Here is a 25,700-nt window from a genome sequence, read left to right on the forward strand (position 1 = left end):
ACGGGAGTTCAGCCCGCGAGCCCCCAGGTGAGCCCGAGGCGGTAGGCGGCGCACAGGTTCACGTCGAGGATGTAGGCCCCGGCACTCCCGCACTGCTCACTGCCGCTGCCGGGGTCGACGGGCTGCCCGTGCCCCATCCCCGTGATGCTGTACGTCTCCACCACGGCCCGGCCGGCGGAGTCGCGGAAGACCTGGTGCGGGTAGCCGGCGACGGTGTCGCTGACGTCGGCGTTCTGGTCGGCCCCCTGCACATCGGTCCACTGCTTCATCAGGTCGGTCATGTTGACGGGCTTGACGGTGTAGTCGGCGCTGCCCTGGAAGACGGTGAGCGTGGGCCAGGGCCCGGTGTAGCCGGCCCTCGCGGCGCGCACCCGGTCGCCCCACTGCTTCGCCGTCTGCGTGGCACCGACGTACATGCACACGTACGGTGACCCGGCGGCCTGCGCACAGCCGTAGGGCAGCCCGGCGACGACCCCTCCGGCCGCGAACTTCTCGGGGTAGGCGGCCATCATCACCGAGGTCATCGCACCGCCCGCGGACAGCCCGGTGACGTAGGCGCGCGAGGCGTCGCCGCCGGAGTCGGCGAGCTGCCGGTCCAGCATCTGCGCGATGCTCGCGGCCTCGCCCTGTCCCCGGGCGATGTCCCCGGTCTGGAACCAGTCGAAGCAGTTCGACGCGTTGTTGGCGCTCTGCTGCTGCGGCAATACCACGGAGAACTTCCACCGGTCGGCGAGCTGGATCCACCCGCTTCCGGCGCCGTACCCGGAGGCGTCCTGCGTGCATCCGTGCAGCGCGACGACGACGGGCCGTCCGGCCGGCAGCCCGTCGGGCACGTAGCGGAACATCCGCAGCGCACCCGGGTTGGACCCGAACCCGGTGACTTCCTGGAGGGACGCGGCGTGCGCCCGGCCCGGTGCGACGAAGGAGAGGAGGGCGAGCAGGAACGTCACCACGAGGGCGATACGACGGCTTGCGGCTCTGGTGTGTGTGGCGGTGCGTGTCACGGTCATGGTGAGGGACCGTAGAAGCGTGAACCAGTCGCCGATATGGAGCTGGAGCCCATAAACACAACGAAGGCCCGGTGGTCTGGGACCACCGGGCCTTCAACATGAGGAGTGGAGATGGCGGGAATCGAACCCGCGTCCAACGGTGCTGAATCAGGGCTTCTCCGTGTGCAGTTCGCTGTGATTTTCTCGGCCCCGGCGATCACGCGAACAAGTCGCCGACGGGCCCAGCCACTGTTTGATTTCCCATCGAACCCCGTGACCGGGCTCGATGGTTTAGTCCCCTAGATTATGCCAGGGTCCGGGTCGGGAACATCCCCGGTCTGACACCCGTTAGGGCCTTCACTCACTGCTTATTAGGCAGCGAGGGCGAAGGCGCGGGAATCGCTCTTGGAATTGGCGATTATTGGTTGCGACATATGGTTAACGAGATCATTGCCGCTTCCTCGACACGCTTCCCCTGCTTCGACAGCCGCTGTCGAAACCGATCATCCCCATGTTGTGTTTTCAATCCCTCCGGAGAGGGTCCCTCCGAGGAGGGCACGCACCCGCTGTGAGGTGCGATGCCATCGTACGTGAACAACGAGCGACGATGCCACCGTATTCCTGCGGGCTACGCGCCCCGCTGCTTGCGCTTGGCCGCGGCGATCGCGCGGTCCGACTCCCGCCGGTCCTGCTGCTCCCGCAGGGTCTGGCGCTTGTCGTACTCCTTCTTGCCTCGGGCCAGCGCGATCTCGGCCTTCGCCCGGCCGTCCTTGAAGTACAGGGCGAGGGGCACGATCGTGTGACCCGTCTCCTGGGTCTTGGCCGCCAGCTTGTCGATCTCCTCGCGGTGCAGCAGCAGCTTGCGCTTGCGGCGCGCGGAGTGGTTGGTCCAGCTGCCCTGGTGGTACTCGGGGATGTGGGCGTTGTGCAGCCACGCCTCACCCCGGTCGATCTGGACGAAGCCGTCGGTCAGCGAGGTCCGTCCCTCACGCAGCGACTTGACCTCCGTGCCCGTCAGCACGAGGCCGGCCTCGTAGGTGTCGACGATCGCGTAGTCGTGCCGGGCCTTCTTGTTCTGGGCGACGATCTTGCGCTTGCCGCCCTTCTCGCCGTCCCTGGCCTTGGCGGCCGCCCCACCCTGCTTGGGCTGGGACTCCTTCGGTACGTACATTCCCTTACTCATAGTGCCGTCCATTTTCGCACTACGAAGGGGGGTGCGGGCCAGCCGTTAATCGGAGTCGCCCACACCGGCGAGTACGGTCTCGGCCCGGTCGACGGCCTTCTGGCCCTGCGCGGTGACATCCAGGTCGGGCGTGATGCCGTGACCGTCGACGCTGCGGCCCGAGGGGGTGCGGTAGTGCCCGACGGTCAGCTCGGCGACCGAGCCGCCGGGGAGCTTGCTCGGCATCTGCACCGAGCCCTTGCCGAAGGTGCGGGAGCCCACGACGACCGCGCGACCGCGGTCCTGGAGGGCGCCGGTGAGCAGCTCGGCCGCGCTCATCGTCCCGCCGTCGACGAGCGCGACCAGGGGTCTGGCGGTGTCGCCGCCGGGATCGGCGTGCAGCGCCTGCTGCTCGCCGTTGACGTCGTAGGTGGCGACGAGGCCGCCGTCCAGGAAGGCGGACGCGGTGGTCACGGCCTCGGTGACCAGGCCGCCGGAGTTGCCGCGCAGGTCGAGGATGATCCCGGCGCCGACCGGTACCTGCCGTACGGCGGCGCGCACGACGTCGCCGGAGCCCTTGGTGAACGCGGCGATCTTGATGACGGTGACCCCGCCGGCCAGCTTGCGGACGCTGACGGAGTCCGTGGACAGCAGGGCCCGGCGCACCGTCTCGGTCCACGCGTGCGTGCCGCGCTGGAGGCCGAGCCGGACCGCCGTGCCGGCGGGCGCGTCCTGGGCGTCGCCGCGCAGCAGGGAGACGACCTCGGTGACGGGCCGCCCGTCGGCCTTCTCGCCGTCGATGCTGCGCAGCCGGTCTCCCGCGCGGATCCCGGCGGTCGCCGCGGGCGAGCCGGAGGCCACCCTGGTCACCTCGATCAGGCCGTTCCGCTCGCGTCGCGCCCACAGGCCCACGCCGGTGTACTGGCCGTCCAGGGCCTCTTCGAACTCCTCGTAGTCCCCTTGGGAGTAGACGGCTCCCCAGCGGTCGCCGCTGCGGCTGACCGCGCGCTCGGCGGCCTCCATCGGGGACTTGCCGTCGGCCATGGCGTCCTGGGCCGCCTTGGCCACGTCCTCGTGATGACCGGCGGGGACGGCCGAACGGGCCTCGCCCGCCGCGGATTTCCGGTCGCTCTCGGGAAAGGAGCCGGTCGCGGCGCCGGCCACCAGCACGCTCGCGAAGACCAATGTCAGGGCGGCCCCGCGGCGGAAACGGCGGGGCTGGGCCAACAGGTCACGACCTGACATGCCGGTGAGTCTAGGACAACACGAAGGGCCGCACGGCCGGTTGACCGTACGGCCCTCTTGGCATGTGTCACACCTTCAGGTACTTGCGCAACGCGAAGAACGCGGCCATTGCCGGCATCAGCAGACTGGTGGCGAGGATGAGCGGCAGCTTGGTCAACACGGCGTCCCAGCCGATGAAGTTGATCAGATTCAGCTTGTGGGACAGATCCAGGCCGTGATCGATGATGAAGTACCGCGCGACCACCAGGAATCCACAGGCGACGCCTCCTCCGATGAGCCCGGCGACCGCCGCCTCCATGATGAACGGCGCCTGGATGTAGAAGCCCGAGGCACCGACCAGGCGCATGATCCCGGTCTCGCGCCGCCGGCTGAACGCCGAGACGCGCACCGTGTTGACGATCAGCATCAGCGCGACGACGAGCATCAGCGCCATCACCGCGCGCGCGGCCCAGTTCATGCCGTTCAGCAGCCCGAAGAGGTTGTCGAGGATGCCCTTCTGGTCCTGCACGGACTGCACACCGTCGCGCCCGTCGAAGGCGGTCGCGATGACCTGGTACTTCTGCGGGTCCTTCAGCTTGATCCGGTACGACTCCTGCATCTGGTCCGGCGTGAGGGAGCTGGCCAGCGGTGAGTCGCCGAACTGCTGCTTGTAGTGCTTGTAGGCCTCGTCCTGCGACTCGTAGGTCACCTTCTGTACGACCGAGGACATCTTGCCCAGGTCGGACATGATGTCCTTCTTCTGGTCCTCGGTGACCGCGCCCTTGGCGCAGTTGGGGTCGGACTCGGCGTCGCTCTTGTTGCAGAGGAAGATCGAGACGTTGACCTTGTCGTACCAGTAGCCCTTCATGGTGCTGACCTGGTCGCTCATCAGGAGCGACCCGCCGAACAGGGCGAGCGACAGGGCGACGGAGACGATCACCGCGAAGGTCATCGTCAGGTTGCGGCGGAGACCGACACCGATCTCGGAGAGTACGAACTGGGCGCGCATGGCGTCTTCTTCAGGCCTTTCCGTGGACGGTCGCGGTCAGTGCTGGTAGCCGTAGACGCCGCGTGCCTGGTCGCGGACGAGGCGGCCCTTCTCCAGCTCGATGACGCGCTTGCGCATCTGGTCCACGATGTTCTGGTCGTGCGTCGCCATCAGCACGGTCGTGCCGGTCCTGTTGATCCGGTCGAGCAGCTTCATGATGCCGACAGAGGTCTGCGGGTCGAGGTTTCCGGTGGGTTCGTCCGCGATGAGCAGTTTGGGGCGGTTCACGAAGGCACGCGCGATGGCCACGCGCTGCTGCTCACCACCGGACAACTCACCGGGCATCCGGTCCTCCTTCCCGCCGAGTCCGACGAGGTCGAGCACCTGGGGCACGGACTTGCGGATCTCGCCGCGCGACTTGCCGATCACCTCCTGCGCGAAGGCGACGTTCTCCGCCACCGTCTTGTTCGGCAGGAGCCGGAAGTCCTGGAACACCGTCCCCAACTGGCGCCGCATGTGCGGCACCTTCCAGTTGGAGAGGCGCGCGAGGTCCTTGCCCAGCACGTGCACCTGCCCGTGACTGGCCCGCTCCTCGCGGAGGATCAGCCGCAGGAAGGTGGACTTTCCGGAGCCCGAGGACCCCACGAGGAACACGAACTCGCCCTTCTCCACTTCCAGGGAGACATCCCTGAGTGCGGGACGGGTCTGCTTGGGGTAGACCTTGGAGACGTTGTCGAATCGGATCACGGATGCACCACGGGTCGCCGGGGGTAGGTGAGCGTGACCATACGCGAGTCAGGTGCACGGCCGCAGGCGCCGGTGAGGGTTGCGTGGGGCTTGCGCCTTTTGTACCGCCGATGTCTGCACAGACGACCTCATGGCAGCCCGCCCAGCGGCGCGGGGAACTGCGCGAACAGCCCCTCCCACCCGCAGCCGCGTGACAACCCCCACGCACCCCTTGAGGCGACCCCCGCGCACCCTCCGGAGGAACCTGGCACAGTAGAGAGGGGAACGTTCGGCGACCCCCGGGCGTTCTTCTCGTGGAAGCGATGTCAAGGAGGGCGAGCGCATGACGTACGACCGGCTGGTGTGCGCTAACTGCGCGGCGCCCGTGAGCGAGGGCCGGTGCCCCGTGTGCCGTGCGAACCGCGAGCGGCTGCAGCAGCAGAACTTCTTCGCGGGGCTCAACCCCATGGCGCTGATCGCACTGCTGGCGGTGCTGATCGCGGCGGTGGCGCTGCTGGCGCACCAGACCGCTTAGAGCGCGGCACAGACACATACAGACGCCCGAGGGGCCCGGAGCGATGCATGCTCCGGGCCCCTCGTCGTACGTCTGCGCACACATTCCGTGCGCGGACGGCTACCGTCAGGCAGCCGCACCGCCGCGGCCGCCCATGAGGCGCGGCAGCACACGGAAGCCGACGCCGCCGGCGATCATCGTCGCGGCACCGACCAGCAGGAACGTGGTCTGACCAGCACCGGTCTCGGCGAGCTGGGCGCCGTTGTTGTTCTGGCCCTGGGCCGAGGTGTCCGAGCCGGTGTCGGTGAGGGCCGAGGAGCCCTCGTCCTGGGCGGAGTTGTCGTTGCTGCCGCCCTCGGGGCTGGTCCCGCCGGTGCTGGAGCCGCCCGAGTTGCCGTGGCCGCCGCCGGTGGTGCTGCCGCCGGTGGTGTCGCCACCGGTCGTGCTGCCACCACCGGTCGTGTCACCGCCCGTCGTGCTGCCGCCGCCGGTGGTGTCGCCACCGGTCGTGCTGCCACCGCCGGTCGTGTCACCGCCGGTCGTGCTGCCACCGCCGGTCGTGTCACCGCCGGTCGTGCTGCCACCGCCGGTCGTGTCGCCGCCCGTGGTGTCGCCACCGGTCGTGTCACCGCCGGTCACGGTGCCACCGATGGTGGTGTCACCGCCGGTGGTGTCACCGCCCGTCGTGTCACCGCCCGTGGTGTCGCCACCGGTCGTGGTGCCACCGTCGGTGCAGACGCTGACGGGGCAACCGCCGGTGTCCCCACCCGTGTCGCCACCGGTGTCGCCGCCGTCGGTGCCGAGGCTCACGCCGACGTTGACGGGACCCGCGTCCACGCCGACGTCGATACCGGCGGCGGAAGCGGCACCGGCGGCGGTCAGCGAAGCGCCCGCAGCGATCACGGCACCCGCGGCGATCCGTGCGACACGGATCCGCGTCGTTTTGGTCATGTGGTTGCTACCCCCAGTAGCTGAATCGTCAGTTGGGCGGCGCTCGGGGCCGTGATCGACGGAGACAGCTATGTGAAAGCCCCCCGGTTCACATGCGCCCCAGAGATACGCATGCCACGCTTCACCCTTCCCATTTTTCAATGCAACGTCAAGGCCATTGCGTGCGCAATGTCCAACTACGAGTCCTATGCGAGGCATTGAAGCGTGTGAGTGTGATGTAAAACCCAGACATCGCGCGCGCAAGCGGGCACGAAAAAGGCAACTGCCGCTTCACGAGCGGCAGTTGCCTTGTCGACAAACTTACTTCTCCTGCTGCTTGCGCCAGCGAATTCCAGCCTCGAGGAACCCGTCGATCTCGCCGTTGAACACGGCCTCGGGGTTGCCGACCTCGAACTCCGTACGCAGGTCCTTGACCATCTGGTACGGGTGCAGGACGTACGAACGCATCTGGTTGCCCCAGGAACTGCCACCGTCCTTGAGGGCGTCCATCTTGGCCCGCTCCTCCTGGCGCTGGCGCTCCAGCAGCTTCGCCTGGAGAACGTTCATGGCGGTGGCCTTGTTCTGGATCTGCGACCGCTCGTTCTGACAGGAGACGACGATGCCGGTGGGGAGGTGGGTCAGCCGCACCGCGGAGTCGGTGGTGTTGACGCCCTGGCCGCCGGGCCCGGAGGACCGGTACACGTCCACGCGCAGCTCGGACTCGTCGATCTCGATGTGGTCGGTCTGCTCGACCACGGGAAGGATCTCGACGCCCGCGAAGGAGGTCTGGCGGCGACCCTGGTTGTCGAACGGCGAGATGCGCACGAGCCGGTGGGTACCCTGCTCGACCGAGAGGGTGCCGTAGGCGTACGGCACCTGCACGGCGAAGGTGGTCGACTTGATGCCGGCCTCTTCCGCGTACGACGTCTCGTAGACCTCGGTCTTGTAGCCCTTCTGCTCCGCCCAGCGCAGATACATCCGCTGCAGCTTCTCGGCGAAGTCGGCGGCGTCGACGCCGCCCGCCTCGGCGCGGATGTTCACGAGCGCCTCGCGGGCGTCGTACTCGCCGGACAGGAGCGTGCGGACCTCCATCTCGTCCAGCGCCTTCTTGACGGATGTGAGCTCGGACTCGGCCTCGGCACGGGTGTCCGGGTCGTCCTCCTCCTCGGCCATCTCGAAGAGCACGGCGAGATCGTCGATCCGCCCCCGCAGCGCCTCGGCCTTCCTGACCTCGGCCTGCAGATGGCTCAGCTTGCTGGTGATCTTCTGCGCCTCGTCCGGGTTGTCCCACAGGGACGGCGCGGCCGCCTGCTCCTCGAGCACGGCGATGTCTGCCCTCAGCTTGTCGAGGTCCAGAACGGCCTCGATCGACTCCATGGTCGAGGAGAGGGACTTGAGCTCTTCGGATACATCGACGACTGCCACGCCCTCCAGCGTAACGGCTCCGCCAAGCGAGCAGCGCCGGGCCGCTACGGGCCGGATGATGCGGACCGGCGCCGGAAGCGTGCCGTCACGGCGACGACGGTGCCGAATGCTTGGAGTCCTGAGGGGTCGCCCCCGCGTCGTCCCCCGACGTCGCAAGCCAGGTACCCACGCCCGCTGCCGCCGCCAGGAGCAGGGCGGCCACGCCCAGGGTCAGGCGGCGGCGCCGGGTGACGGCGCGGTGGCGGGCGGAACCGGGTCTCGGGGCCCCGCTCGCGCGGGGCGCGCGGGCCGTGCCGCGGGCGCCGCCGGCGAGTTCGTCGGGGGCGGGTACGCGCATCGAGGTGTGGGTGTCCCGGTTGGAGTCGGCCGGCTTCGCGCCCGGCACCAGCGGCACGGCACCCCGCCGCACCTGCTCGCGTGTGGGCGTCGCGGGCTCCCCGGCCGGCGCCTGGGGCTCCTCCTCCGGATCGGTGTCGGGCTCGTCCACGTCCAGCGGCGGCATCCCCTCGACCAGGGGCAGCAGCTCCCGCAGCCGGTCGCCGAGCTCGGAGGCCCGCAGCCGCGAAGCCGGCGCCTTGGCCAGGCACTGCACGAGGAGCTGCCAGAGCTCGTCCGGGATGCCGGGCAGCGGGACCACGGTCTCGGTGACGTGCCGTCGCAGCACGGCACCGGGGTGCCCGCCGCCGAACGGCGTGAAGCCCGCGAGCAGCTCGTAGAGGACGGTCGCGAGGGCGTAGATGTCGACGGCCGCGCGCGGGGGCAGGCCCTCCACGATCTCCGGCGCCAGGTAGTCCGGCGTGCCGATGATCTTCGTGGCGCGGGTGCGGCGCGGCGAGTCGATCAGCTTGGCGACGCCGAAGTCGGTCAGCAGGGCCGGGTGCGAGCCGCCGGGGCCCAGCGGGCCCTGCATGTCCAGCAGTACGTTCTCCGGCTTCACGTCGCGGTGCACGACCCCCGCCGCGTGCGCGGCCGCGAGGCCGTCGGCGACGTCCGCCACGATCGCCACCGCCGCGGCGGGCGCGAGCCGCCGCTCGCGGTCGAGGCGGGTGCGCAGGTCGGTGCCGCGGACGAGGTCCATGACCAGCGCGAGGTCGTTGCCGTCCACCACCAGGTCGCGCACGGAGACGACGTTCGGGTGGTCCAGGCCGAGCAGCGCCGTGCGCTCCTGCACGAAGCGGCCGACGAGTTCCTGGTCGGACGCGAGATCCTCGCGCAGCAGCTTGACGGCGACGGGGCCCTCGGGTCCCTCGCCCAGCCACACCGTGCCGGCGCTGCCCCGCCCAAGGATCTGGTTCGCGGTGTACCGGCTGCCGATCTTCCGTGCCAAGACTGCTCCTACCGACGCGTGTTAATCGCTAAAACTACGCGTCCGAGGAGCCAACCTTCACCGCCGAGACCGAAATCACCCGCCGGGTGTCGACAAATCACCAAGCCCGGCTGTCAGTTGCCGCCGCTGCCCCCGACCAGGTCGCCCAGTTTCCCGGCCCAGCCGGTCACCGTGTGGAACATGTCGGTCAGCTGCTGCCAGTAGCTCTTGGTCGTCCCGATCCACTCCTGGAGCGGGCTGAGTTCCCAGACCAGCCAGCCCGCGACGAACAGGATGACGATCGTGAACAGGCAGCCCTTCAGGCAGCCGAGCCCGGGAATCTTCATCGGGTTGGAGCTGCGCTGCCGCGGCGGCCGCGGCTCGCGCGCGGGCTGCTGCGGAGGCGCGTACCGCTGGGGCTGCTGCTGCGGGGCGTGCCGCTGGGGCTGCTGCTGCGGGGCGTGCCGCTGGGGCTGTTGCTGCTGCTGCGGGTAGCCGTAGCCCTGCTGCGGTCGCTGCTGGCCTCGCGGCTGGTGCTGCGGGCGGGCGACCTGCCGCTGAGGGCGGCGGCGCAGCGGGTCCTCGTTCGGGTCGAGGTATTGCTGGACCTGGGTCTGTTCGTTGCGGTCGCGGGCGGCGCGCAGCTGGTTCTGCCAGGGGTGCGGCTGCTCGCCCTGCTGCCCCGGCTGCCCCGGAGGCATCGGCGGCATGACGGCGGTCGGGTCGGCCGCCCCGGTGTTCGGCAGGACGGCGGTGGGGTCGGCGGCACCCGCCGGGCCCGGTCCGCCGGTGTGCGGCAGGAAGGCGGTCGCGGCGTTCGGGTCGTAGGAACCGGCGCCCTGCGGCAGCACCTGCGTGGGGTCGCCCGAGCCGGGGACGGCGGCCGGTGCCGGATCCGGGGCCAGCAGCGCGCCGACGCCCTCCGCCGCGGCGATCTGCGCGGAGTTCGCGTGCACCCCGATGCCCTCGGAGACCACGCGCAGCGCGCGCGCGAGGTTCTCGGCGCTGGGCCGCCGGTCGGGGTTCTTGCTCAGACAGCGCTCTATGACCGTCCACAGCGGGTCGGGCACCGTGGAGGGGCGGCGCGGTTCGGCGCTCAGGTGCTGGTGCAGGACCTCGAGCGCGGAGCTGCCGGCGAACGGCGGACGGCCGGTGACCAGCTCGTAGAGCAGGATGCCGGCGCCGTAGATGTCGACGGCGGAGGTCTGCGGGCGGCCCTCGGCGCTCTCCGGCGCCACGTACGCGGGCGTGCCCACGAACTCCTGCGTGCGGGTCAGGCCCGGGGAGTCGGCGAGCCGGGCGATGCCGAAGTCGGTGAGCATCGGGTGCATCTGCCCGCCGTCCTGCTTCAGCAGGACGTTGGCCGGCTTCAGGTCGCGGTGGACGACGCCGTCGGCATGGCTGACGGCGAGCGCGTCGGAGATCTGGGCGGTGAGCAGAGCGGCGGCCACGGGCGTGAACGGGCCGTTCGCACGCAGGTAGCGGTGCAGGTCGGGGCCTTCGACGAGGTCCATGACCAGCGCCAGCAGATCGCCCTCGACCACCAGGTCGCGGACCCGGACGATGTTCGGGTGGGTCAGCCGCAGCAGGACCGAGCGCTCCCGCAGGAACCGCATCACGATGTCGGGATCGCTCGCGAGCTCTTCCTTGAGGACCTTGATCGCGACGGTCTCGCCGGGCTGCCCGGCCACGGCGGCCTCGGCCCCCGCGGTCTCTCGCTGGCGGGCCCGCCAGACGGTGCCCGTGGCGCCGCGACCGAGCGGCTCCTCGAGCAGGTACTTGCTGCCTACCGGCCGCACGTCATGTGCTCCCTGCTGCTTGCTTACCGTTCCGACCCACTGTAGTGCCGCCGGGTACGGCGACGACCTGTCGTCGTCCCCTGCGTCTTACGTACGCATCCCGGGACATGTTCGAAGGAAAGACGCTCGACTCGGTCCGCCGGTTGCCCGAAGTGGACGTGACCGATCTCAAGCGGTCTCGGCTATGCCACCTGTCAGGCACTTTTGCGGGCAGAGCCGACCAATCAAGATCACCTTTTCCCGAGCGGCGGGCGCGTTGTCAGTGGCAGGTGCGAGGATGCCTGGAGTACTGGCCGATGTGCTCGTGTGGGGCGGGATCTTGGTGGGACCTCGCCCGCGCCCGCGCAGAAGGGACCGCAGACGGCGATGCAGATCCGGCTGACCGTCGTAGACCCGCTGGGCCCGCCCGACCGTGCGCGGGGCCGCACCGCTAGCTGCGACGTACTGGTCACGGCGCCCGCGGGCACGGCTCTGTCCGTGGTGGCATCCGGACTGGCCTCGGCGGTCGCGGGTGACTCGGGCGCCGCCCAGCCCGAGCGGACCCGCGAGTCCGGCGGCCCGGTCGTGCTGTACGCGGGCGCGGAGCGCCTGGACGACCGGCGCTGCACCCTGGGCGAGCCTCCGCTGATCGACGGCGCCGTGCTCTCCCTGGGCGCCCCGGCCGAGCCCGAGCCGCACCCCGAGCTGGACGACGCCCCGACCCAGCTGCACGTGATCGCGGGCCCGGACGCGGGCGGTGTCCACCTGCTGCACGGCGGCGAGATCCGCATCGGCCGCTCCGCCGACGCCGACGTCCCGCTCGACGACCCGGACGTCTCCCGCCTCCACTGCGCGGTCACGGTCGCCGCGGACGGCCAGGTCTCGGTCGCCGACCTCGACTCCACGAACGGCTCGACCCTGGACGGCACCCGTCTGACCACCCGCCGGGTGCGCTTCGCACCGGGCGCGCTGCTGCGCATCGGGGAGTCGGCCCTGCGGGTCGCCCCGGCCGGCGGCCCCGGGGCGCGCGTCCCGACCGCTCCGGACGGCGAGGGCCACGTGCGCGTGGCGTCCGGGGAGGAGAACCCCGTCGACACGGCGCCCACGGCTCCCGCGGGCGCTGCCACGACCGCGGTACCACTGCCCCACGCGCGCGTGCCCGACGGCGGCGACCCGGCCGCCACTCCCTCGCGCGGCCTGGCCACCGCCCACGGACACGGCCCCGCCGGGCAACCGCTGGTGCCCGAGCAGGGCAAGGCGCCGCGCATAGAGAGCAGGGCGAGCGAAGCGGGCGGCGACACCCACGCGGGGCGGTACGGCGCCGTCGCATGGGACACGGCCGCTCCCCCCGCCCCCGACGGCGAACCGTCCGGCAGGCGCACGGGTACCCCGCCGCGCGGCACCGAGGTACCCCAGGGTCTGCGCAGGCGCGGCGGGCTCTCGGCCTGGGCGCGACGGCTGGCCGGCGGTCGCGGCGAGCAGCTGCCGCCCGGCGGCGAGGCGTACGACGAGGAGGACGGCTCGGGCGCGGCACCGCGTCCCGCGGCGCCCGGCGGACCCCAGCTCCCGGACACCTGGCCCGATCCGGCGGCCCTGCTGCTGACCGCGCTCGGCCCGGGTCCGCGGCTGTGGGAGCGCGCCCCGGGTCACCCGGAGGCGCTCACGGTCCGGCTCGGCACTGCGGACCGGACGGCGCCCGACGGCTCCGGGCTGCTGCCCGCGGTGCCGGTGACCGCGGATCTGCGGGAGGCCGGGGCCCTGGGCCTGGCCGGACCGCGCGCGCGGCTGTCCGGGCTGGCCCGCGCGGTGCTGGCCCAGCTCGCCGCGCTGCACTCCCCCGAAGCCCTGGAGATCGTCCTGATCAGTGCGGACCGCGCCCGCTCCCTGGAGGAGCGCACGGCCGAGTGGGCCTGGCTGGGCTGGCTCCCCCACCTGCGCCCCGGCCACGGCCAGGACTGCCGTCTCCTGCTCGCCTACGACCGGGAGCAGGCCACGGCCCGCACGGGCGAGCTGCTGCGGCGTCTGGACGACCAGGAGGCGGAGGTGCGCAACGGCACCCGGCCGCCGGCCCGTACGCCCGCAGGCCAGTCCCGCGCCGCCGCCCGCAGGCCCTCCTGGGCCCGCGAGGACGACGGCCCGGAGGAGACGGCCGGCTTCGCCGGTCCGCACACCGTCGTCGTCGTGGACGGCGACCCCGGAGGCGCCGCCGTGCGGGAGGCGGTGGCGCGTCTGGCGCTGGAGGGCCCGCGGGCCGGGATCCACGTCGTGTGCCTCGCCGAGACGCCGTCCGCGTCGCCCGCGTCGCCGGTGGCGGAGACGTACGAGGCGGCCTGCGCGGTGGCACCCGCCTTCCGGGACTGCGGCGCGGTCGCGCTGCTGAGCGGCGACGTGGCGGCGGCACTGCGGCTGATGCGGGTGGCACGGACCGCCCCCGGCGCTCCCGCCGGAAGGACACCGGACGGGCCGGCCGACGGCCCCACCCCGACCGCCCCGGGCACCGGGGCGCACACCTCCCCGATAGGCCCCGGCACCATGGCCGTCGTGGACGCCGTGTCCCTGGCCTGGGCCGAGCGGTTCGCACGGGCGCTGGCACCGCTCAGGACGGACGGCTCCGGGACCGAGCGGCATGCGCGTGTCTCCGTGCCGCTGCCCCAAGCGGCACGGCTGCTGGACGAGTTGGGCCTCGCGCGGGCCACCCCGGCCTCGCTGATGGCGCGTTGGGCGGACGCGGCGGACGACGCCCAGGCGCTCGGCGGACGGGCCTGGGCCGTGCTCGGCGCCGGCCCGCGCGGCCCGGTCTGCGCGGACCTCACCGCCGACGGCCCGCATCTGCTGATCGAGGGCCCGGCGGGCAGCGGACGTACGGAGCTGCTGCGGGCCGTGGTCGCCTCGCTGGCCGCGGCCGAGCGCCCCGACCGGCTCGGCATCGTCCTGATGGACGGCCGGGACAGCGTGAGCGCCGGGGCCGCCCCCTCCGGGGCGGGCGCCCACGGCGACGGCCTGCGCGTCTGTACGGACGTCCCGCACGTGACGACCCATCTCACCGCCAACGATCCCGTCCGCATGCGGGAGTTCGCCCAGTCCCTCAGTGCCGAGCTGAAGCGCCGCTCCGAGCTGCTGGGCCGCGGCGGGTTCACGGAGTGGCACACGGGCCGCGAGCTCTCGGGCCGCATCGTCTCCCAGCGCGTGACCGGCACGACCGCGTCGGGCGACCTGGACACCCCGCCCACCTCCACCATGCGCCTGCGCCCGGGAGCCGCCCGCCGGCAGACCGAGGCGGCACCGCCGCTGCCCCGGCTGGTGGTCGTCGTGGACGACCTGGACGCGCTGGTCTGCCCCGCTCTCGGCTCACCCGGCCGGCCCGCGGCGGGTTCCGTCATGCGGGCGCTGGAGGCCGTGGCCCGCGAGGGCGAGCGCCTCGGCGTCCACCTGGTGGCCGCGACCGCCCCGGGCGGCCGTACGGCGGACACCGAACCCGCGCAGCGAGCCACCCTGCGCGTGACCCTCGAGCCTCCGGCCACCGGCCCGGACGAACCGGCGCCGGGCCGCGGCCGGCTCACCTGGCCCGACGGCCGGTCGGCCCCCTTCCAGGGCGGCCGCGTCACGGGCCGCATCCCCCGTACGGCCACCCTCCGCCCGACGGTCGTGCCTCTCGACTGGCAGCGCATGGGCGACCCCCCGACCCGCCGCCCCGTAAGGGAACTGGGCAACGGCCCGACGGACCTGGCCCTCCTGGCCAGCGCGCTGGAGCGAGCGGCCCGGGAGGTCTCGGCGTCGGAGGTGCCCTCCCTGCTGTAGCGCCCCCGGCTGTTTCGGCGACGGTCACGCCGACACCGGACGCCTGGTCACGAGGCGGTCACGAATGCCCGGTTGACACACGACGCGCACTTGCCGACCCATTCCGACGGGCGTAGACCAGATCCACGGGACAGCGCTCGACGTTCGACGAAGATCGAAGAACGGGGCAGTGATGCGCAGCACGAGCAGCAAGCACCGGACACTCAAGGCCGCCAAACCCACCGCCGCCCTCCTGGCGGCAGCCCTCGCGCTGGCACTCACAAGCTGTGGCGGCAGCGACAACAAGAGCGACAACGGCGGCTCCAAGACGAGCGCGAGCGGCACCGCGGGCGGCAGCAGCGTGACGCTGCCCAAGCTCGACGGCCAGACCCTGGAGGTCGCCGCCGTCTGGACCGGCGCCGAGCAGAAGAACTTCATGAAGGTCATGGCCGAGTTCACGAAGCGGACCGGCGCCAAGATCAACTTCGTGCCCACGGGCAACAACACATCCACCTTCCTCGGTACCAAGATCCAGGGCGGCAAGCCGCCGGACGTCGCGTTCCTGCCCCAGGTGGGCGTGCTGCACCAGTTCGCGGACAAGGGCTGGCTCAAGCCCATGGGCGCGGACGCAAAGGCCCAGCTGGACAAGAACTTCTCCAAGGGCTGGGTCGACCTGGGCGCCTGGAAGGGCAAGCAGTACGGCGTCTACGCCAAGGCCGCCAACAAGTCCCTGGTCTGGTACAACACCGCGGCCTTCCAGGCGGCCGGCATCACCAGCACCCCCAAGACCTGGCAGACCTTCCTCAGCACCGCGCAGACGCTGTCGGACGCCGGCTCCCCGGCCGTCTCCGTCGCCGGCGCGGACGGCTGGACGCTCACGGACTGGTTCGAGAACGTCTACCTCTCCCAGGCCGGGCCGAACAAGTACGACGAGCTGGCCGCGCACAAGATCAAGTGGACGGACCCGTCGGTGACGAAGGCGCTCACCACGCTCGCCCAGCTCTGGGGCAAGAACGACCTGCTCGCGGGCGGCAACAAGGGCGCGCTGAACACGGAGTTCCCGAAGTCGGTCACCCAGACCTTCTCCGGTGACAACCCGGCGGCGATGGTCTTCGAGGGCGACTTCGTGACGGCCAACATCAACGCCGACACCAAGGCCGTGCTGGGCAAGGACGCCAAGGTCTTCCCGTTCCCGACCATCGGCGGCATCCCGCCCGTGGTCAGCGGCGGCGACGTCGCAGTGGCGCTGAAGGACGGCAAGGGCTCGCAGGCGCTGCTGACTTTCCTCGCCTCGACGGACGCGGCGAACATCTGGGCGGCCCAGGGCGGCATCCTCTCCCCCAACAAGGAGATGGACCAGAGCGCGTACAAGGACGACATCACCCGCCAGATCGCGAAGTCCCTACTCGCTGCCGGTGACAACTTCCGGTTCGACATGTCCGACCAGGCACCGGCCGCCTTCGGCGGTACGGCGGGCGTCGGCGAGTGGAAGGACCTGCAGGACTTCCTGCGCAATCCGAAGGACGTCGCCGGCACCCAGCAGAAGCTGGAGGCCGACGCGGCCAAGGCCTACGCCGCAGGCTGACGGCGGCCATGACGTCGGTAGCGAAGACGACAGGGGGCGCCGGCGCACTGCCGACGCCCTCCGTCTCGCCGCGCAAGAGCGTCACGGGGACTCGGCTGTGGGTGGCGGTGCTGTTCCTGCTGCCCGCACTCGTGCTCCTCGGAGCGCTCGTGGTCTACCCGATCGTGTACTCGATCTGGCGCAGTCTCTACGACGCCGGCGGCTCCGGTTTCGTGGGGCTGAAGAACTACGGCGACATCTTCACCAACGACGCCACCCTGACCGCCGTACGCAACACGGCGATCTGGGTCGCGGTGGCACCCGCCCTCGTCACCGCGCTCGGCCTGATCTTCGCGGTCCTGACCGAACGGGTGCGCTGGGGAACGGCGTTCAAGCTGATCGTCTTCATGCCGATGGCGATCTCGATGCTCGCCGCCGGCATCATCTTCCGCCTGGTGTACGAGCAGGACCCCAACCTCGGCGCCGCCAACGCGGTCGCCAAGGCCGTCCACGACACGTTCGTGTCGTCGTCGGTGTATCCGGGTGCCCGGCCGAACGCGACGGCGAGCGATCTCAAGCCCTCCGGCGGCGGCTCGTTCACGACGACCGGCACCGTGCACGCGGGCACCCCGGCCCTGCTCCCGCTGGTCGGCATCGCGCCCAACAAGGTGCCAGGCAACCCCGAGAACGCCAAGGCGGCCTCGGGCTCCGGCGTGACCGGCACCGTCTGGCTGGACTTCAAGCTGGGCGGCGGCGGCACGAAGGGCAGGATCGACCCGGGTGAGAAGGCGCTGAAGGGCGTGAAGGTGGAGGCGGTGAAGGGCGGCAGGACGGTCGCCTCCGCCACGACCGGCGCCGACGGCACCTTCAGCCTCCCGGACAAGGCCGACGGGGCCCAACTCAAGCTGCCCGCCTCGAACTTCTCGGCCCCGTACAACGGCATCGACTGGCTCGGCCCGACGCTGGTCACCCCGGCCATCATCGGCTCGTACGTGTGGATGTGGGCCGGCTTCGCGATGGTGCTGATCGCGGCGGGACTCGCGGGCGTGGACCGCAACCTCCTGGAGGCGGCGCGCGTCGACGGGGCCAACGAGTGGCAGGTCTTCCGCAAGATCACCGTGCCGCTGCTGGCACCGGTCCTGGCGGTCGTCCTCATCACGCTGATGATCAACGTGATGAAGATCTTCGACCTGGTCTACATCATCGCCCCACAGCCGAGCCAGCCCGACGCCAACGTCCTTGCCCTGCAGTTGTTCCTGTCGTCCTTCGGCGGCGGCGGCAACGAGGGCGTCGGCAGCGCGATCGGCGTCCTGCTGCTGCTGCTCGTACTGCCGGTGATGTTCGTGAACATCCGCCGGCTGAGGAAGGAGCGCCGGTGACCGTCCTCGACACCTCCGTGCGCGGCAAGCGCTCCCTCGCCTCCCGGGTGGCGAGCGGTGCGGGGGGCGGGGTGATGCGGGTCTTCCTGATCCTCGTCGCCCTGTTCTGGCTGGTGCCCACCTTCGGCCTGCTGGTCTCGTCCTTCCGCGACCCGACCGACATCGCCACCTCGGGCTGGTGGAAGGCGTTCACCGCGCCGGGCCAGCTGACAGCCAAGAGCTACAAGTCGCTCCTGGAGAACGACGCGATCACGCAGTCGCTGCTGAACACCGTCTGGATCACGGTCCCGGCCACGCTGCTCGTGGTGCTCATCGGCGCGATGGCCGGATACGCCTTCGCCTGGATGGACTTCAAGGGCCGCGACTGGTGGTTCCTGGTCGTGGTCGCGCTGCTCGTCGTCCCCGTCCAGGTGGCACTGATCCCGCTGGCCGACCTCTTCGGCAAGATCGGCATCTTCGGCGACATCATCGGCGTGGTCCTCTTCCACGTCGGCTTCGGACTGCCGTTCGCCATCTTCCTGCTGCGCAACTTCTTCGCGCAGATCCCACGTGAACTCATGGAGGCGGCACGGCTGGACGGCGCCGGCGAGACCCGGCTGTTCTTCACCGTCGTCCTGCCGCTGGGCGCCCCGGCTATCGCCTCGCTGGGCATCTTCCAGTTCCTGTGGGTGTGGAACGACATGCTCGTGGCGCTGGTGTTCTCCGACTCCCAGTCGCAGCCACTGACGGTCGCACTCCAGCAGCAGGTCCGGCAGTTCGGCAACAACATCGACGTGCTGGCACCCGGCGCGTTCATCTCGATGGTGATCCCGCTGGTCGTGTTCTTCGCGTTCCAGCGGCAGTTCGTGTCCGGCGTGATGGCGGGCGCGGTGAAGTAGGCCCGAAGACAACGGAGCAGAGGGGTCGGGACGTCACGGTCCCGACCCGTTCTGTTCACCGCATGTCCCCCGTATGCCGTAGGAGACGTAACCAAGTCACTCCATCGGCCGTTTCCGGGCAAGGCCCAGTCGTCCGCGTCGACCCATGGATGTGCCTTGCCCAGGTTCAGTGTCATCGTCCCCGCGTACAAGGTTCAGGCGTATCTCCACGAGTGCCTGGATTCGGTGCTGTCGCAGTCGTATCCCGATCTCGAGCTGATCGCGGTCGACGACTGCTCGCCCGACAGCAGCGGCGCGATCATCGACGAGTTCGCGGCCCGCGATCCGCGCGTGCGCCCTCTGCATCTGCCGGCGAACCGGGGGCTCGGCGGCGCCCGCAACGCCGGTATGGAGTGGGCGAGCGGCGACTACCTGATCTTCCTGGACGGCGACGACACCCTCACGCCGCACGCCCTGCGCTCGATCGCCGACCGCCTGAAGGAGACCGGCGAACCGGACGTCCTGGTCTACGACTACGCGCGCACCTACTGGTCGGGCGAGACCGTCCGCAACGTGGTGTCGGTGCAGCTCACCGAGCAGGGCCCGGTCCCCTTCCGCCTGGAGGACCGCCCGGGCCTGCTGCACCTGCTGATGATGGCCTGCAACAAGGCCTGCCGGCGGGAGTTCATCGAACGCGAGGGCCTCACCTTCCCGCCGGGCTACTACGAGGACACCCCCTGGACCTTCCCGGTCCTGATGACCGCGGAGTCCCTGACGACCCTGGACCGCGTCTGCCTCCACTACCGCCAGCGCCGCCGGGGCAACATCCTCGGCACCAGCAGCCGCAAGCACTTCGACATCTTCGACCAGTACGACCGGGTCTTCGCGTTCCTCGACGACCGCCCCGAACTCACGCGCTGGCGGCCGGTGTTGTTCCGTCGCATGGCCGACCACCTCACCAAGGTCTTCTCCCACCGCGAGCGCCTGCCACGCGGATCGCGCGCCGAGTTCCTGCGCAAGGCCCGCGCCCACCACCGCCGTTACCGCGTCCCCGGAGTCCAGCTGCCGCTGCCCGCACGCCTGCGCTACACCCTGGTCCGCTGGGGCCTGCACCGGACGTACCGCTGTCTTCAGGGCGCGGCGGCCGTGCACCGAAGGACGGCCAAGCTCGGCGTCAAGTTCCTGCGCGCCGCACGGGCGTCGGCCCTCCGCCTGCACTACCGGGTCCAGCTCCGCCTCCCGCTGCGCGCCGACCGCGCCGCCTTCACCGCGTACGACGGCCGCGGACACGGCTGTCACCCGGGCGCCCTTGAGGCGGCGTTCCGCACGCACGCGCCGCACATCCGCACGGCGTGGATCGCCCGGCCCGGCACGGCCGCCCACTGGTCCGCCCTGGCCCGCTCCAAGTACCTGGTCGCCAACACCGACTTCGAGCCCCTTTTGGTCAAGCGCCGCGGCCAGGTCCTGATCCAGACCCAACGCGGCACCCCGCTGGGGCACATGGGCCTCGACCTCCAGGAACGCCCGGCAGCGGCACGGAACACGGATTTCGAAACGCTCCTCGCCGGAGTCGACAAGTGGGACTACGTCCTGTCGGGCAACCGCCACTCCACCCTCGTCTGGGAGCGCGTCTTCCCCGGTAGCTACACCACGCTCGAATACGGCTCTCCGCGCAACGACGTGTTCCAGAAGGCGACTTCGGCGGACGTGACCCGGCTGCGCGCCTGTCTCGGCATCTCCGAGGACAGCGTCGCCGTCCTGTACGCGCCCGCCCGCCGCGACTACCGCCGCACCCAGCGCTCCGCACTCGACCTGGAACGCCTCCTACGCCGCCTGGGCCCCCGCTTCGTCGTCCTCGCGCGCACGCACGACCCCGTCCAGCAGGGAGCGCGGATCATCGACGTCACGGGCCACTCGAGCATCGAGGAGCTCTGTCTCGCCTCGGACGCCCTGCTCACCGACTACGCGCCGATCATGTTCGACTACGCGGGCCTGGACCGCCCGATCGTGATCCACGCCGACGACTGGGCGGCGTACGAGGCGGCCCGCGGCACCTACTTCGACCTCCGCTCCTTCCCGCCGGGCGCGGTTTCCCGCAACGAGGACGAGCTGATCGACATCTTCGCCACCGGCCACTGGCGCGGCTCCCGCTCCACCCAGCTGCGCACCGCCTTCCGCGAGCGCTTCTGCCCCTACGACGACGGGCGCGCGGCCGAGCGCGTCGTACGCCGTGTCGTGCTGGGCGAGACCGATCTCCCGCCGGTGATCCCCCTGGCCGAACGCCACCCCGTGCCGTCCGCGTTCGCGGCCCGCACGCGCGTCCCGCAGGCCACGGTGCCGCAACCCGCCGGCCCGGCGACCGTCACCGACAGCCACTGAACGCCGTTCACATTCCGGGGAGTTCACATGCCCTCCAGCCCGTCGCGGCCCACACCGAGCAGACCGTCCACCTGGCGTCCCGCAGGGCGGCCGGGACGCCTCGGCTGAACCGCGACCGCCGAGTCCCTCAAGCACCTCGACAGAAAGAGCAGAATGCCCCGCTTCAGCATCATCGTCCCGTCCCACGGGGTGACAGGCCGGCTGTCCCAGGCGCTGGACTCCGTTCTGGCGCAGTCCTTCGGCGACTTCGAGCTGATCCCGGTCTGCGACGCGCCCGGCGCGCCCGCGGCCGACGTCGCCGCCGGATACGCCGCGCGGGACTCCCGGGTCACCCCTGTGCACGCACCCCCCTCGGGCGAACTGGCCGGGGCGCGCAACACCGGGATGCGGGCGGCGACCGGCGCGTACCTGCTGTTCCTCGACTGCGACGACGTCCTCGTCCCGGGTGCGCTGGCGGCGCTGGACGCCCGCCTCGCCGAGACGGGCGACGTGGACGTGATGTACGTCGAGCACGAGCGCATCCCCTGGTGGGAGGGCGAGCCGACCAACCCGGCCGCCGGGCTCCTGCCCCGGCAGCCGGCGGGCGCCTTCTCGCCCGACCAGGTGCCGGCGCTGACCGGCGTGCAGCTCCCGGCGTGGAGCGCGGCCTACCGCAGGGTGTTCCTGGCCGAGCAGCAACTGGTCTTCCCCGACGGCCACTTCACCGACGTCGGCTTCGGCGGCCTGGTCCTGCTGAAGGCCGAGAAGGCCGCCGTCCTGCACCAGGTGGTCGTACGGCATCTGGTGCGCCGGCAGGGCAGCCGGCTCGGCCTGCCCGGCGAGCACCACCTCGAACTCCTCGCCCAGACCGACCTGGTGCTCACCCGCGCCGCCGAGGACGGCCTGTCGCCCGACCGGCTGGGGCAGCTCTTCGAGCAGCTCTTCGCGGCCGTGCTGAAGACCGCCGCGCACCCCAGGCGGCTGCCCGCCAGGCGCCGCGCCTTCTTCCGGCTGGCGGGCAGGCTCTACCGCCGCCACCGGCCCGCCGGGTACCGCACTCCGGGCGGCAGCCTCGGCGTGCAGCACCGGCTGCTGGCGACCGGCGCGTACACCGCCTTCCGCGCCCTGCGCGGCGCCAACCAGTCGGCGGCCAGGGCGGCCGAGCTCCTGCCACGCCCTCGTATGGTGCGCACCCGTCTGCGGTACGCCCGCGGGCTGCGCCGCCCGCTGGACGCCAACCTCGCGGTGTACTCGGCCTATTGGGGCCGCGGCTACGCCTGCAACCCGGCCGCGATCCACGCCAAGGCCCGCGAACTCGCCCCGCATCTGCGCTCGGTGTTCCTGGTCGAGCCGGACCAGGCGCACACCATGCCGAAGGACGTCGAGTACGCGGTCATCGGCAGCGCGCAGTACTGGGACGTGCTGGCCCGCGCCAAGTACCTGGTCAACAACGCCAACTTCGCGGACGCGGTCGTCAAGCGCGCGGGCAGCGTGCACCTGTCGACGCAGCACGGCACCCCGCTGAAGAAGATGGGCGTCGACCAGGCGACGTACCCCGTGGTGGCGGCCGCGACCGGCAGCTTCTCCAAGCTGCTGGCCCGCGTCGACCGCTGGGACTACAACCTCTCCTCCAACCGGCACTCCACCCAGATGTGGGAGCGTGCCTTCCCGGCCGCGCACGAGACGCTCGAGTACGGCTATCCGCGCAACGACGTCTACTACACGGCGACCGCGGACGACGTGACCCGCATCCGGCGCGAACTGGGCATCCCCGAGGGCAAGACGGCCCTTCTCTACGCGCCCACCCACCGCGACCACCACACCGGCTTCGAGACGGGGCTGGACCTCCAGGCCCTGTGCGAGGAGATCGGCGAGGACTTCGTCGTCCTGCTGCGCGCCCACTACTTCTACGACCAGGGCGCCGCGAAGAACACCGGTCAGGTCATCGACGTGACCGCGCACCGCTCGTCCGAGGACGTGTGCCTGGCCGCCGACGCGCTGATCACCGACTACTCGTCGATCATGTTCGACTACGCCAACCTGGACCGGCCGGTCGTCGTCTATGCGGACGACTGGGACGTCTACCGGGAGCTGAGAGGCGTCTACTTCGACGTGATGGAGCACCCGCCGGGCCCGGTGGCACGCACCCCCGGCGAGCTGGCCCGGGTCTTCCGCGACGGCTCCTGGGCGGGCCTGGAGTCCGCCGATGCCAGGGCTGCCTTCCGGGAGCGTTTCTGCCAGTTCGACGACGGTCACGCCGCCGAGCGCGTCGTGCGCCGGGTGCTGCTGGGCGAGCCGCCCGAGTCGATCCCGCCCGTGATCCCGCTCGCGGACCGTGTTCCGGCCCCCGCCGCCTCCACCCTCGTAAGGAGCTGAGCTCAGCAGTGCCCCGCTTCAGCATCATCGTCCCCGTCTTCAAGGTGCAGGGCTTTCTGCACGAGTGCATCGACTCGGTGCTCGGACAGTCGTACCCCGACTTCGAGGTGATCGCCGTCGACGACCGCTCGCCCGACGGCTGCGGCGCGATCCTCGACGAGTACGCGGCGCGCGACGAGCGGGTTCGGGTGCTGCACCTGCCCGAGAACGTCGGTCTCGGCCGCGCCCGCAACGCGGGTCTGGCCGAGGCGCGCGGCGACTACGTCCTCTTCCTCGACAGCGACGACTTCTACACCCCGGGCCTGCTGGCCGCCGTCGCCGACCGGCTCAAGGGCGCCGAGGACCCGGACATCCTGGTCTTCGACCACGTCCGCACCCACTGGTGGGGCCGGGGCGGTCCCAGCGACGCCTCGACCCTGCTGGCCGCCGCGGGGCAGGACGTCTTCAGCCTCCGCGAGAGCCCGCAGTACGCGCATCTGTTCCTGGTCGCCTGGAACAAGGCGTACCGGCGCGCCTTCTTCCAGGAGCACGGCCTGCGGTACATGCCGGGCCTGTACGAGGACGCGCCGGTCACCTACCGGTCGATGGTGCTCGCGGAGCGCATCGCCTGTCTGAACCGCATCGGCGTCGAGTACCGGCAGCGCCGGCAGGGCGCGATCACCAAGACCCCGGGACGCCGGCATTTCGACATCTTCCCGCAGTACGAGGGCCTGTTCGCCTTTCTGGAGGAGCGCGACGACCTCGCCTGGACCCGGCCGCTGCTCTTCGAACGGGCCCTGGACCACATGCTGTTCGTGATCGCCCGCGACGACCGGGTGACCCCGGCGGACCGTCCGGCCTTCCACCGCGAGATGCGCGCCTTCCACGACCGCCACTGCCCCGAGGGCTTCACCCCGCCCGAAGGCCCCCGCGGCACCGAGATGCGACTGCTGGCCTCGTCGCCCTACGTCTCCTACGCGGCTCTGCGCGCGGGGCGCGGTCTGCGCAGGCTGGCCGGGGCGGGCAAGCGCCGCACGGTGGACAGAGCCTCGAAGGCGGCCCAACGCGCCCTGTACGGCGTCCGGTCGAAGCTCCCGCTCGACCCGCACCTCGCCGTCTACTCGGCGACCCACCACGCGGGCGTGCACGGCGACCCGGCCGCGATCCACGCCAAGGCCCGCGAACTCGCGCCGCACATCAGGGGCGTGTGGGTGGTGCGGGAGGACGCGGTGGACTCGCTGCCGCCCGGCACCGACTTCGTGACGCCGGGCTCGCGGGGCTACCACGCGGTGGCGGCGCGGGCCACGTTCTGGGTGAACAACGTCAACTGGCCCGGCTCCCTGCCCAAGCGCCCCGGCAGCGTCCACCTCCAGACCCACCAGGGCACCCCGCTCAAGCACATGGGCGCCGACCTGCTGGACAAGCCCGGTGCCCGGCACGGGTTCAGCGTGCCGAAGATGCTGCACCGCGCCGACCGCTGGGACCTGAGCCTGGTCGCCAACCGGCACTCCGAGCTGGTGTGGGACCGGGCGTACCCCTGCCACTTCACCTCGCTGCGGACGGGCAGCCCGCGCAACGACGTGCTGGTCGACGCCCCCGCGGGGCGCGCCGCGGCCGTCCGCGAGCGGCTCGGGATCCCCGCCGGGAACACGGTCGTGCTGTACGCGCCGACCCGCCGCGAGTACCGCAGGGGCGGGCATGTCGACCGGATCGACCTGGCCCGGTTCGCGGCCGACCTCGGTGCCGGCCACACCCTCGTCGTACGGCTGCATCCCTCCCTCGCCACCGGCACGGCGCGCGGCCTCGGCCTCGCCGACCTGCACGCGCGGGGCGTCCTGGTGGACGCGACGGACGAGCCGCACGTCGAGGACGTGATGCTCGCCTCCGACGTGCTGGTCACCGACTACTCGGCCCTGATGTTCGACTACGCCAACCTGGACCGGCCGATCGTGGTCCACGCCGACGACTGGGCGGCCTACGCGGCGAGCCGGGGCGCCTACTTCGACGTCACCGCCGAGGCCCCGGGCCATGTGTCGCGCTCCTACCGGGAGTTGGCGTGGCTGTTCGCCTCGGGGACGTGGCAGGACGAGGAGTCGGCGGGCCTGCGGGCCGCCTTCCGCGAGCGGTTCTGCGAGTTCGACGACGGGCAGGCGGCCGAGCGGGTCGTCCGGACGGTGCTGCTGGGCGAGCAGCTGCCGGAGCCGCGGACGGCTCCGGTCCTGCCCGCACCCGCCACCGAGCGGGCCCCCTCGATGAACTGACGGTGCGTCACGTAAACGTGCGTGGGGGGGGGGGGGGGGGGGGGGGGCGGGGCCCCGCCCCCGCCCCCGCTCGGGCCGGGGAGCCAGAGGCCGGGGGGCCGCGGCGG

At 71.5% G+C, this 25,700-nt stretch carries 17 protein-coding genes and 1 other RNA gene; 8 read left to right on the plus strand and 10 right to left on the minus strand.

Annotation, left to right across the window (positions count from 1 at the left end):
* Positions 1 to 8 precede the first annotated feature (8 nt).
* The 6 genes from ACGFYN_RS14870 to ftsE form a co-directional block, all read right to left on the minus strand.
* Complete coding sequence (locus tag ACGFYN_RS14870; RefSeq protein ID WP_393866208.1) at positions 9 to 1,010, minus strand: alpha/beta hydrolase family esterase; 1,002 nt, start codon at positions 1,008 to 1,010, stop codon at positions 9 to 11.
* A 103-nt stretch (positions 1,011 to 1,113) separates the two neighbouring features.
* Positions 1,114 to 1,500, minus strand: a transfer-messenger RNA (tmRNA) gene (gene ssrA / locus ACGFYN_RS14875).
* A gap of 117 nt (positions 1,501 to 1,617) precedes the next feature.
* The gene (gene smpB / locus ACGFYN_RS14880) at positions 1,618 to 2,160 is read right to left on the minus strand and encodes an SsrA-binding protein SmpB (protein ID WP_393866270.1); all 543 of its coding nucleotides are present in this window, start codon (positions 2,158 to 2,160) and stop codon (positions 1,618 to 1,620) included.
* A 57-nt stretch (positions 2,161 to 2,217) separates the two neighbouring features.
* Positions 2,218 to 3,396 carry a S41 family peptidase gene (locus ACGFYN_RS14885; protein ID WP_393866209.1) on the minus strand — a complete coding sequence of 393 codons (1,179 nt, stop codon included), beginning with the start codon at positions 3,394 to 3,396 and terminating at the stop codon, positions 2,218 to 2,220.
* 67 nt (positions 3,397 to 3,463) lie between these two features.
* Positions 3,464 to 4,384: a permease-like cell division protein FtsX gene (gene ftsX, locus ACGFYN_RS14890; protein ID WP_393866210.1), complete on the minus strand. Its 921-nt coding sequence runs from the start codon at positions 4,382 to 4,384 to the stop codon at positions 3,464 to 3,466.
* 36 nt (positions 4,385 to 4,420) lie between these two features.
* Positions 4,421 to 5,110: a cell division ATP-binding protein FtsE gene (gene ftsE / locus ACGFYN_RS14895; RefSeq protein ID WP_393866211.1), complete on the minus strand. Its 690-nt coding sequence runs from the start codon at positions 5,108 to 5,110 to the stop codon at positions 4,421 to 4,423.
* 322 nt (positions 5,111 to 5,432) lie between these two features.
* On the opposite strand from ftsE, the gene ACGFYN_RS14900 reads away from it, so the two are divergent.
* Positions 5,433 to 5,624: a hypothetical protein gene (locus ACGFYN_RS14900; RefSeq protein WP_393866212.1), complete on the plus strand. Its 192-nt coding sequence runs from the start codon at positions 5,433 to 5,435 to the stop codon at positions 5,622 to 5,624.
* Between the two features lie 105 nt (positions 5,625 to 5,729).
* On the opposite strand, the gene ACGFYN_RS14905 is transcribed toward ACGFYN_RS14900, so the two are convergent.
* The 4 genes from ACGFYN_RS14905 to ACGFYN_RS14920 all read right to left on the minus strand — a co-directional run bounded on the left by ACGFYN_RS14905 (position 5,730) and on the right by ACGFYN_RS14920 (position 11,063).
* Positions 5,730 to 6,554 (minus strand): LPXTG cell wall anchor domain-containing protein, encoded by an 825-nt coding sequence (locus tag ACGFYN_RS14905; protein WP_393866213.1) that lies wholly within the window; start codon positions 6,552 to 6,554, stop codon positions 5,730 to 5,732.
* A 300-nt stretch (positions 6,555 to 6,854) separates the two neighbouring features.
* Entirely contained in the window at positions 6,855 to 7,958 is a 1,104-nt protein-coding gene (gene prfB / locus ACGFYN_RS14910; protein ID WP_393866214.1) for a peptide chain release factor 2, read from the minus strand.
* Between the two features lie 85 nt (positions 7,959 to 8,043).
* Positions 8,044 to 9,285 carry a serine/threonine-protein kinase gene (locus ACGFYN_RS14915; RefSeq protein WP_393866215.1) on the minus strand — a complete coding sequence of 414 codons (1,242 nt, stop codon included), beginning with the start codon at positions 9,283 to 9,285 and terminating at the stop codon, positions 8,044 to 8,046.
* A 113-nt stretch (positions 9,286 to 9,398) separates the two neighbouring features.
* Positions 9,399 to 11,063: a serine/threonine-protein kinase gene (locus ACGFYN_RS14920; protein ID WP_393866216.1), complete on the minus strand. Its 1,665-nt coding sequence runs from the start codon at positions 11,061 to 11,063 to the stop codon at positions 9,399 to 9,401.
* A gap of 366 nt (positions 11,064 to 11,429) precedes the next feature.
* Here ACGFYN_RS14920 and ACGFYN_RS14925 point away from each other — a divergent pair, with 366 nt between their 5' ends.
* The 7 genes from ACGFYN_RS14925 (at position 11,430) to ACGFYN_RS14955 (ending at position 25,593) form a co-directional block, all read left to right on the plus strand.
* Positions 11,430 to 14,840 carry an FHA domain-containing protein gene (locus ACGFYN_RS14925; RefSeq protein ID WP_393866217.1) on the plus strand — a complete coding sequence of 1,137 codons (3,411 nt, stop codon included), beginning with the start codon at positions 11,430 to 11,432 and terminating at the stop codon, positions 14,838 to 14,840.
* A gap of 172 nt (positions 14,841 to 15,012) precedes the next feature.
* A complete protein-coding gene (locus tag ACGFYN_RS14930; protein WP_393866218.1) occupies positions 15,013 to 16,404 on the plus strand; it encodes an ABC transporter substrate-binding protein in 1,392 nt (463 codons plus the stop codon).
* Positions 16,405 to 16,412: 8 nt separating this feature from the next.
* A complete protein-coding gene (locus ACGFYN_RS14935) occupies positions 16,413 to 17,762 on the plus strand; it encodes a carbohydrate ABC transporter permease (protein ID WP_393866219.1) in 1,350 nt (449 codons plus the stop codon).
* Positions 17,759 to 18,640, plus strand: coding sequence for a carbohydrate ABC transporter permease (locus ACGFYN_RS14940; RefSeq protein ID WP_393866220.1), 882 nt, complete (start codon positions 17,759 to 17,761; stop codon positions 18,638 to 18,640). The genes ACGFYN_RS14935 and ACGFYN_RS14940 overlap by 4 nt, the downstream gene beginning before the upstream one ends.
* Before the next feature lie 156 nt (positions 18,641 to 18,796).
* On the plus strand, positions 18,797 to 20,998 hold the full coding sequence (locus ACGFYN_RS14945; RefSeq protein WP_393866221.1) for a CDP-glycerol glycerophosphotransferase family protein: 2,202 nt from the start codon (positions 18,797 to 18,799) through the stop codon (positions 20,996 to 20,998).
* A 153-nt stretch (positions 20,999 to 21,151) separates the two neighbouring features.
* Positions 21,152 to 23,353 (plus strand): CDP-glycerol glycerophosphotransferase family protein, encoded by a 2,202-nt coding sequence (locus ACGFYN_RS14950; RefSeq protein WP_393866222.1) that lies wholly within the window; start codon positions 21,152 to 21,154, stop codon positions 23,351 to 23,353.
* A gap of 8 nt (positions 23,354 to 23,361) precedes the next feature.
* Positions 23,362 to 25,593 (plus strand): CDP-glycerol glycerophosphotransferase family protein, encoded by a 2,232-nt coding sequence (locus tag ACGFYN_RS14955; RefSeq protein WP_393866223.1) that lies wholly within the window; start codon positions 23,362 to 23,364, stop codon positions 25,591 to 25,593.
* Positions 25,594 to 25,700 lie beyond the last annotated feature (107 nt).

Origin of the sequence: Streptomyces sp. NPDC048419, assembly GCF_043200415.1 — a bacterium.
Classification (GTDB): Bacteria; Actinomycetota; Actinomycetes; order Streptomycetales; family Streptomycetaceae; genus Streptomyces.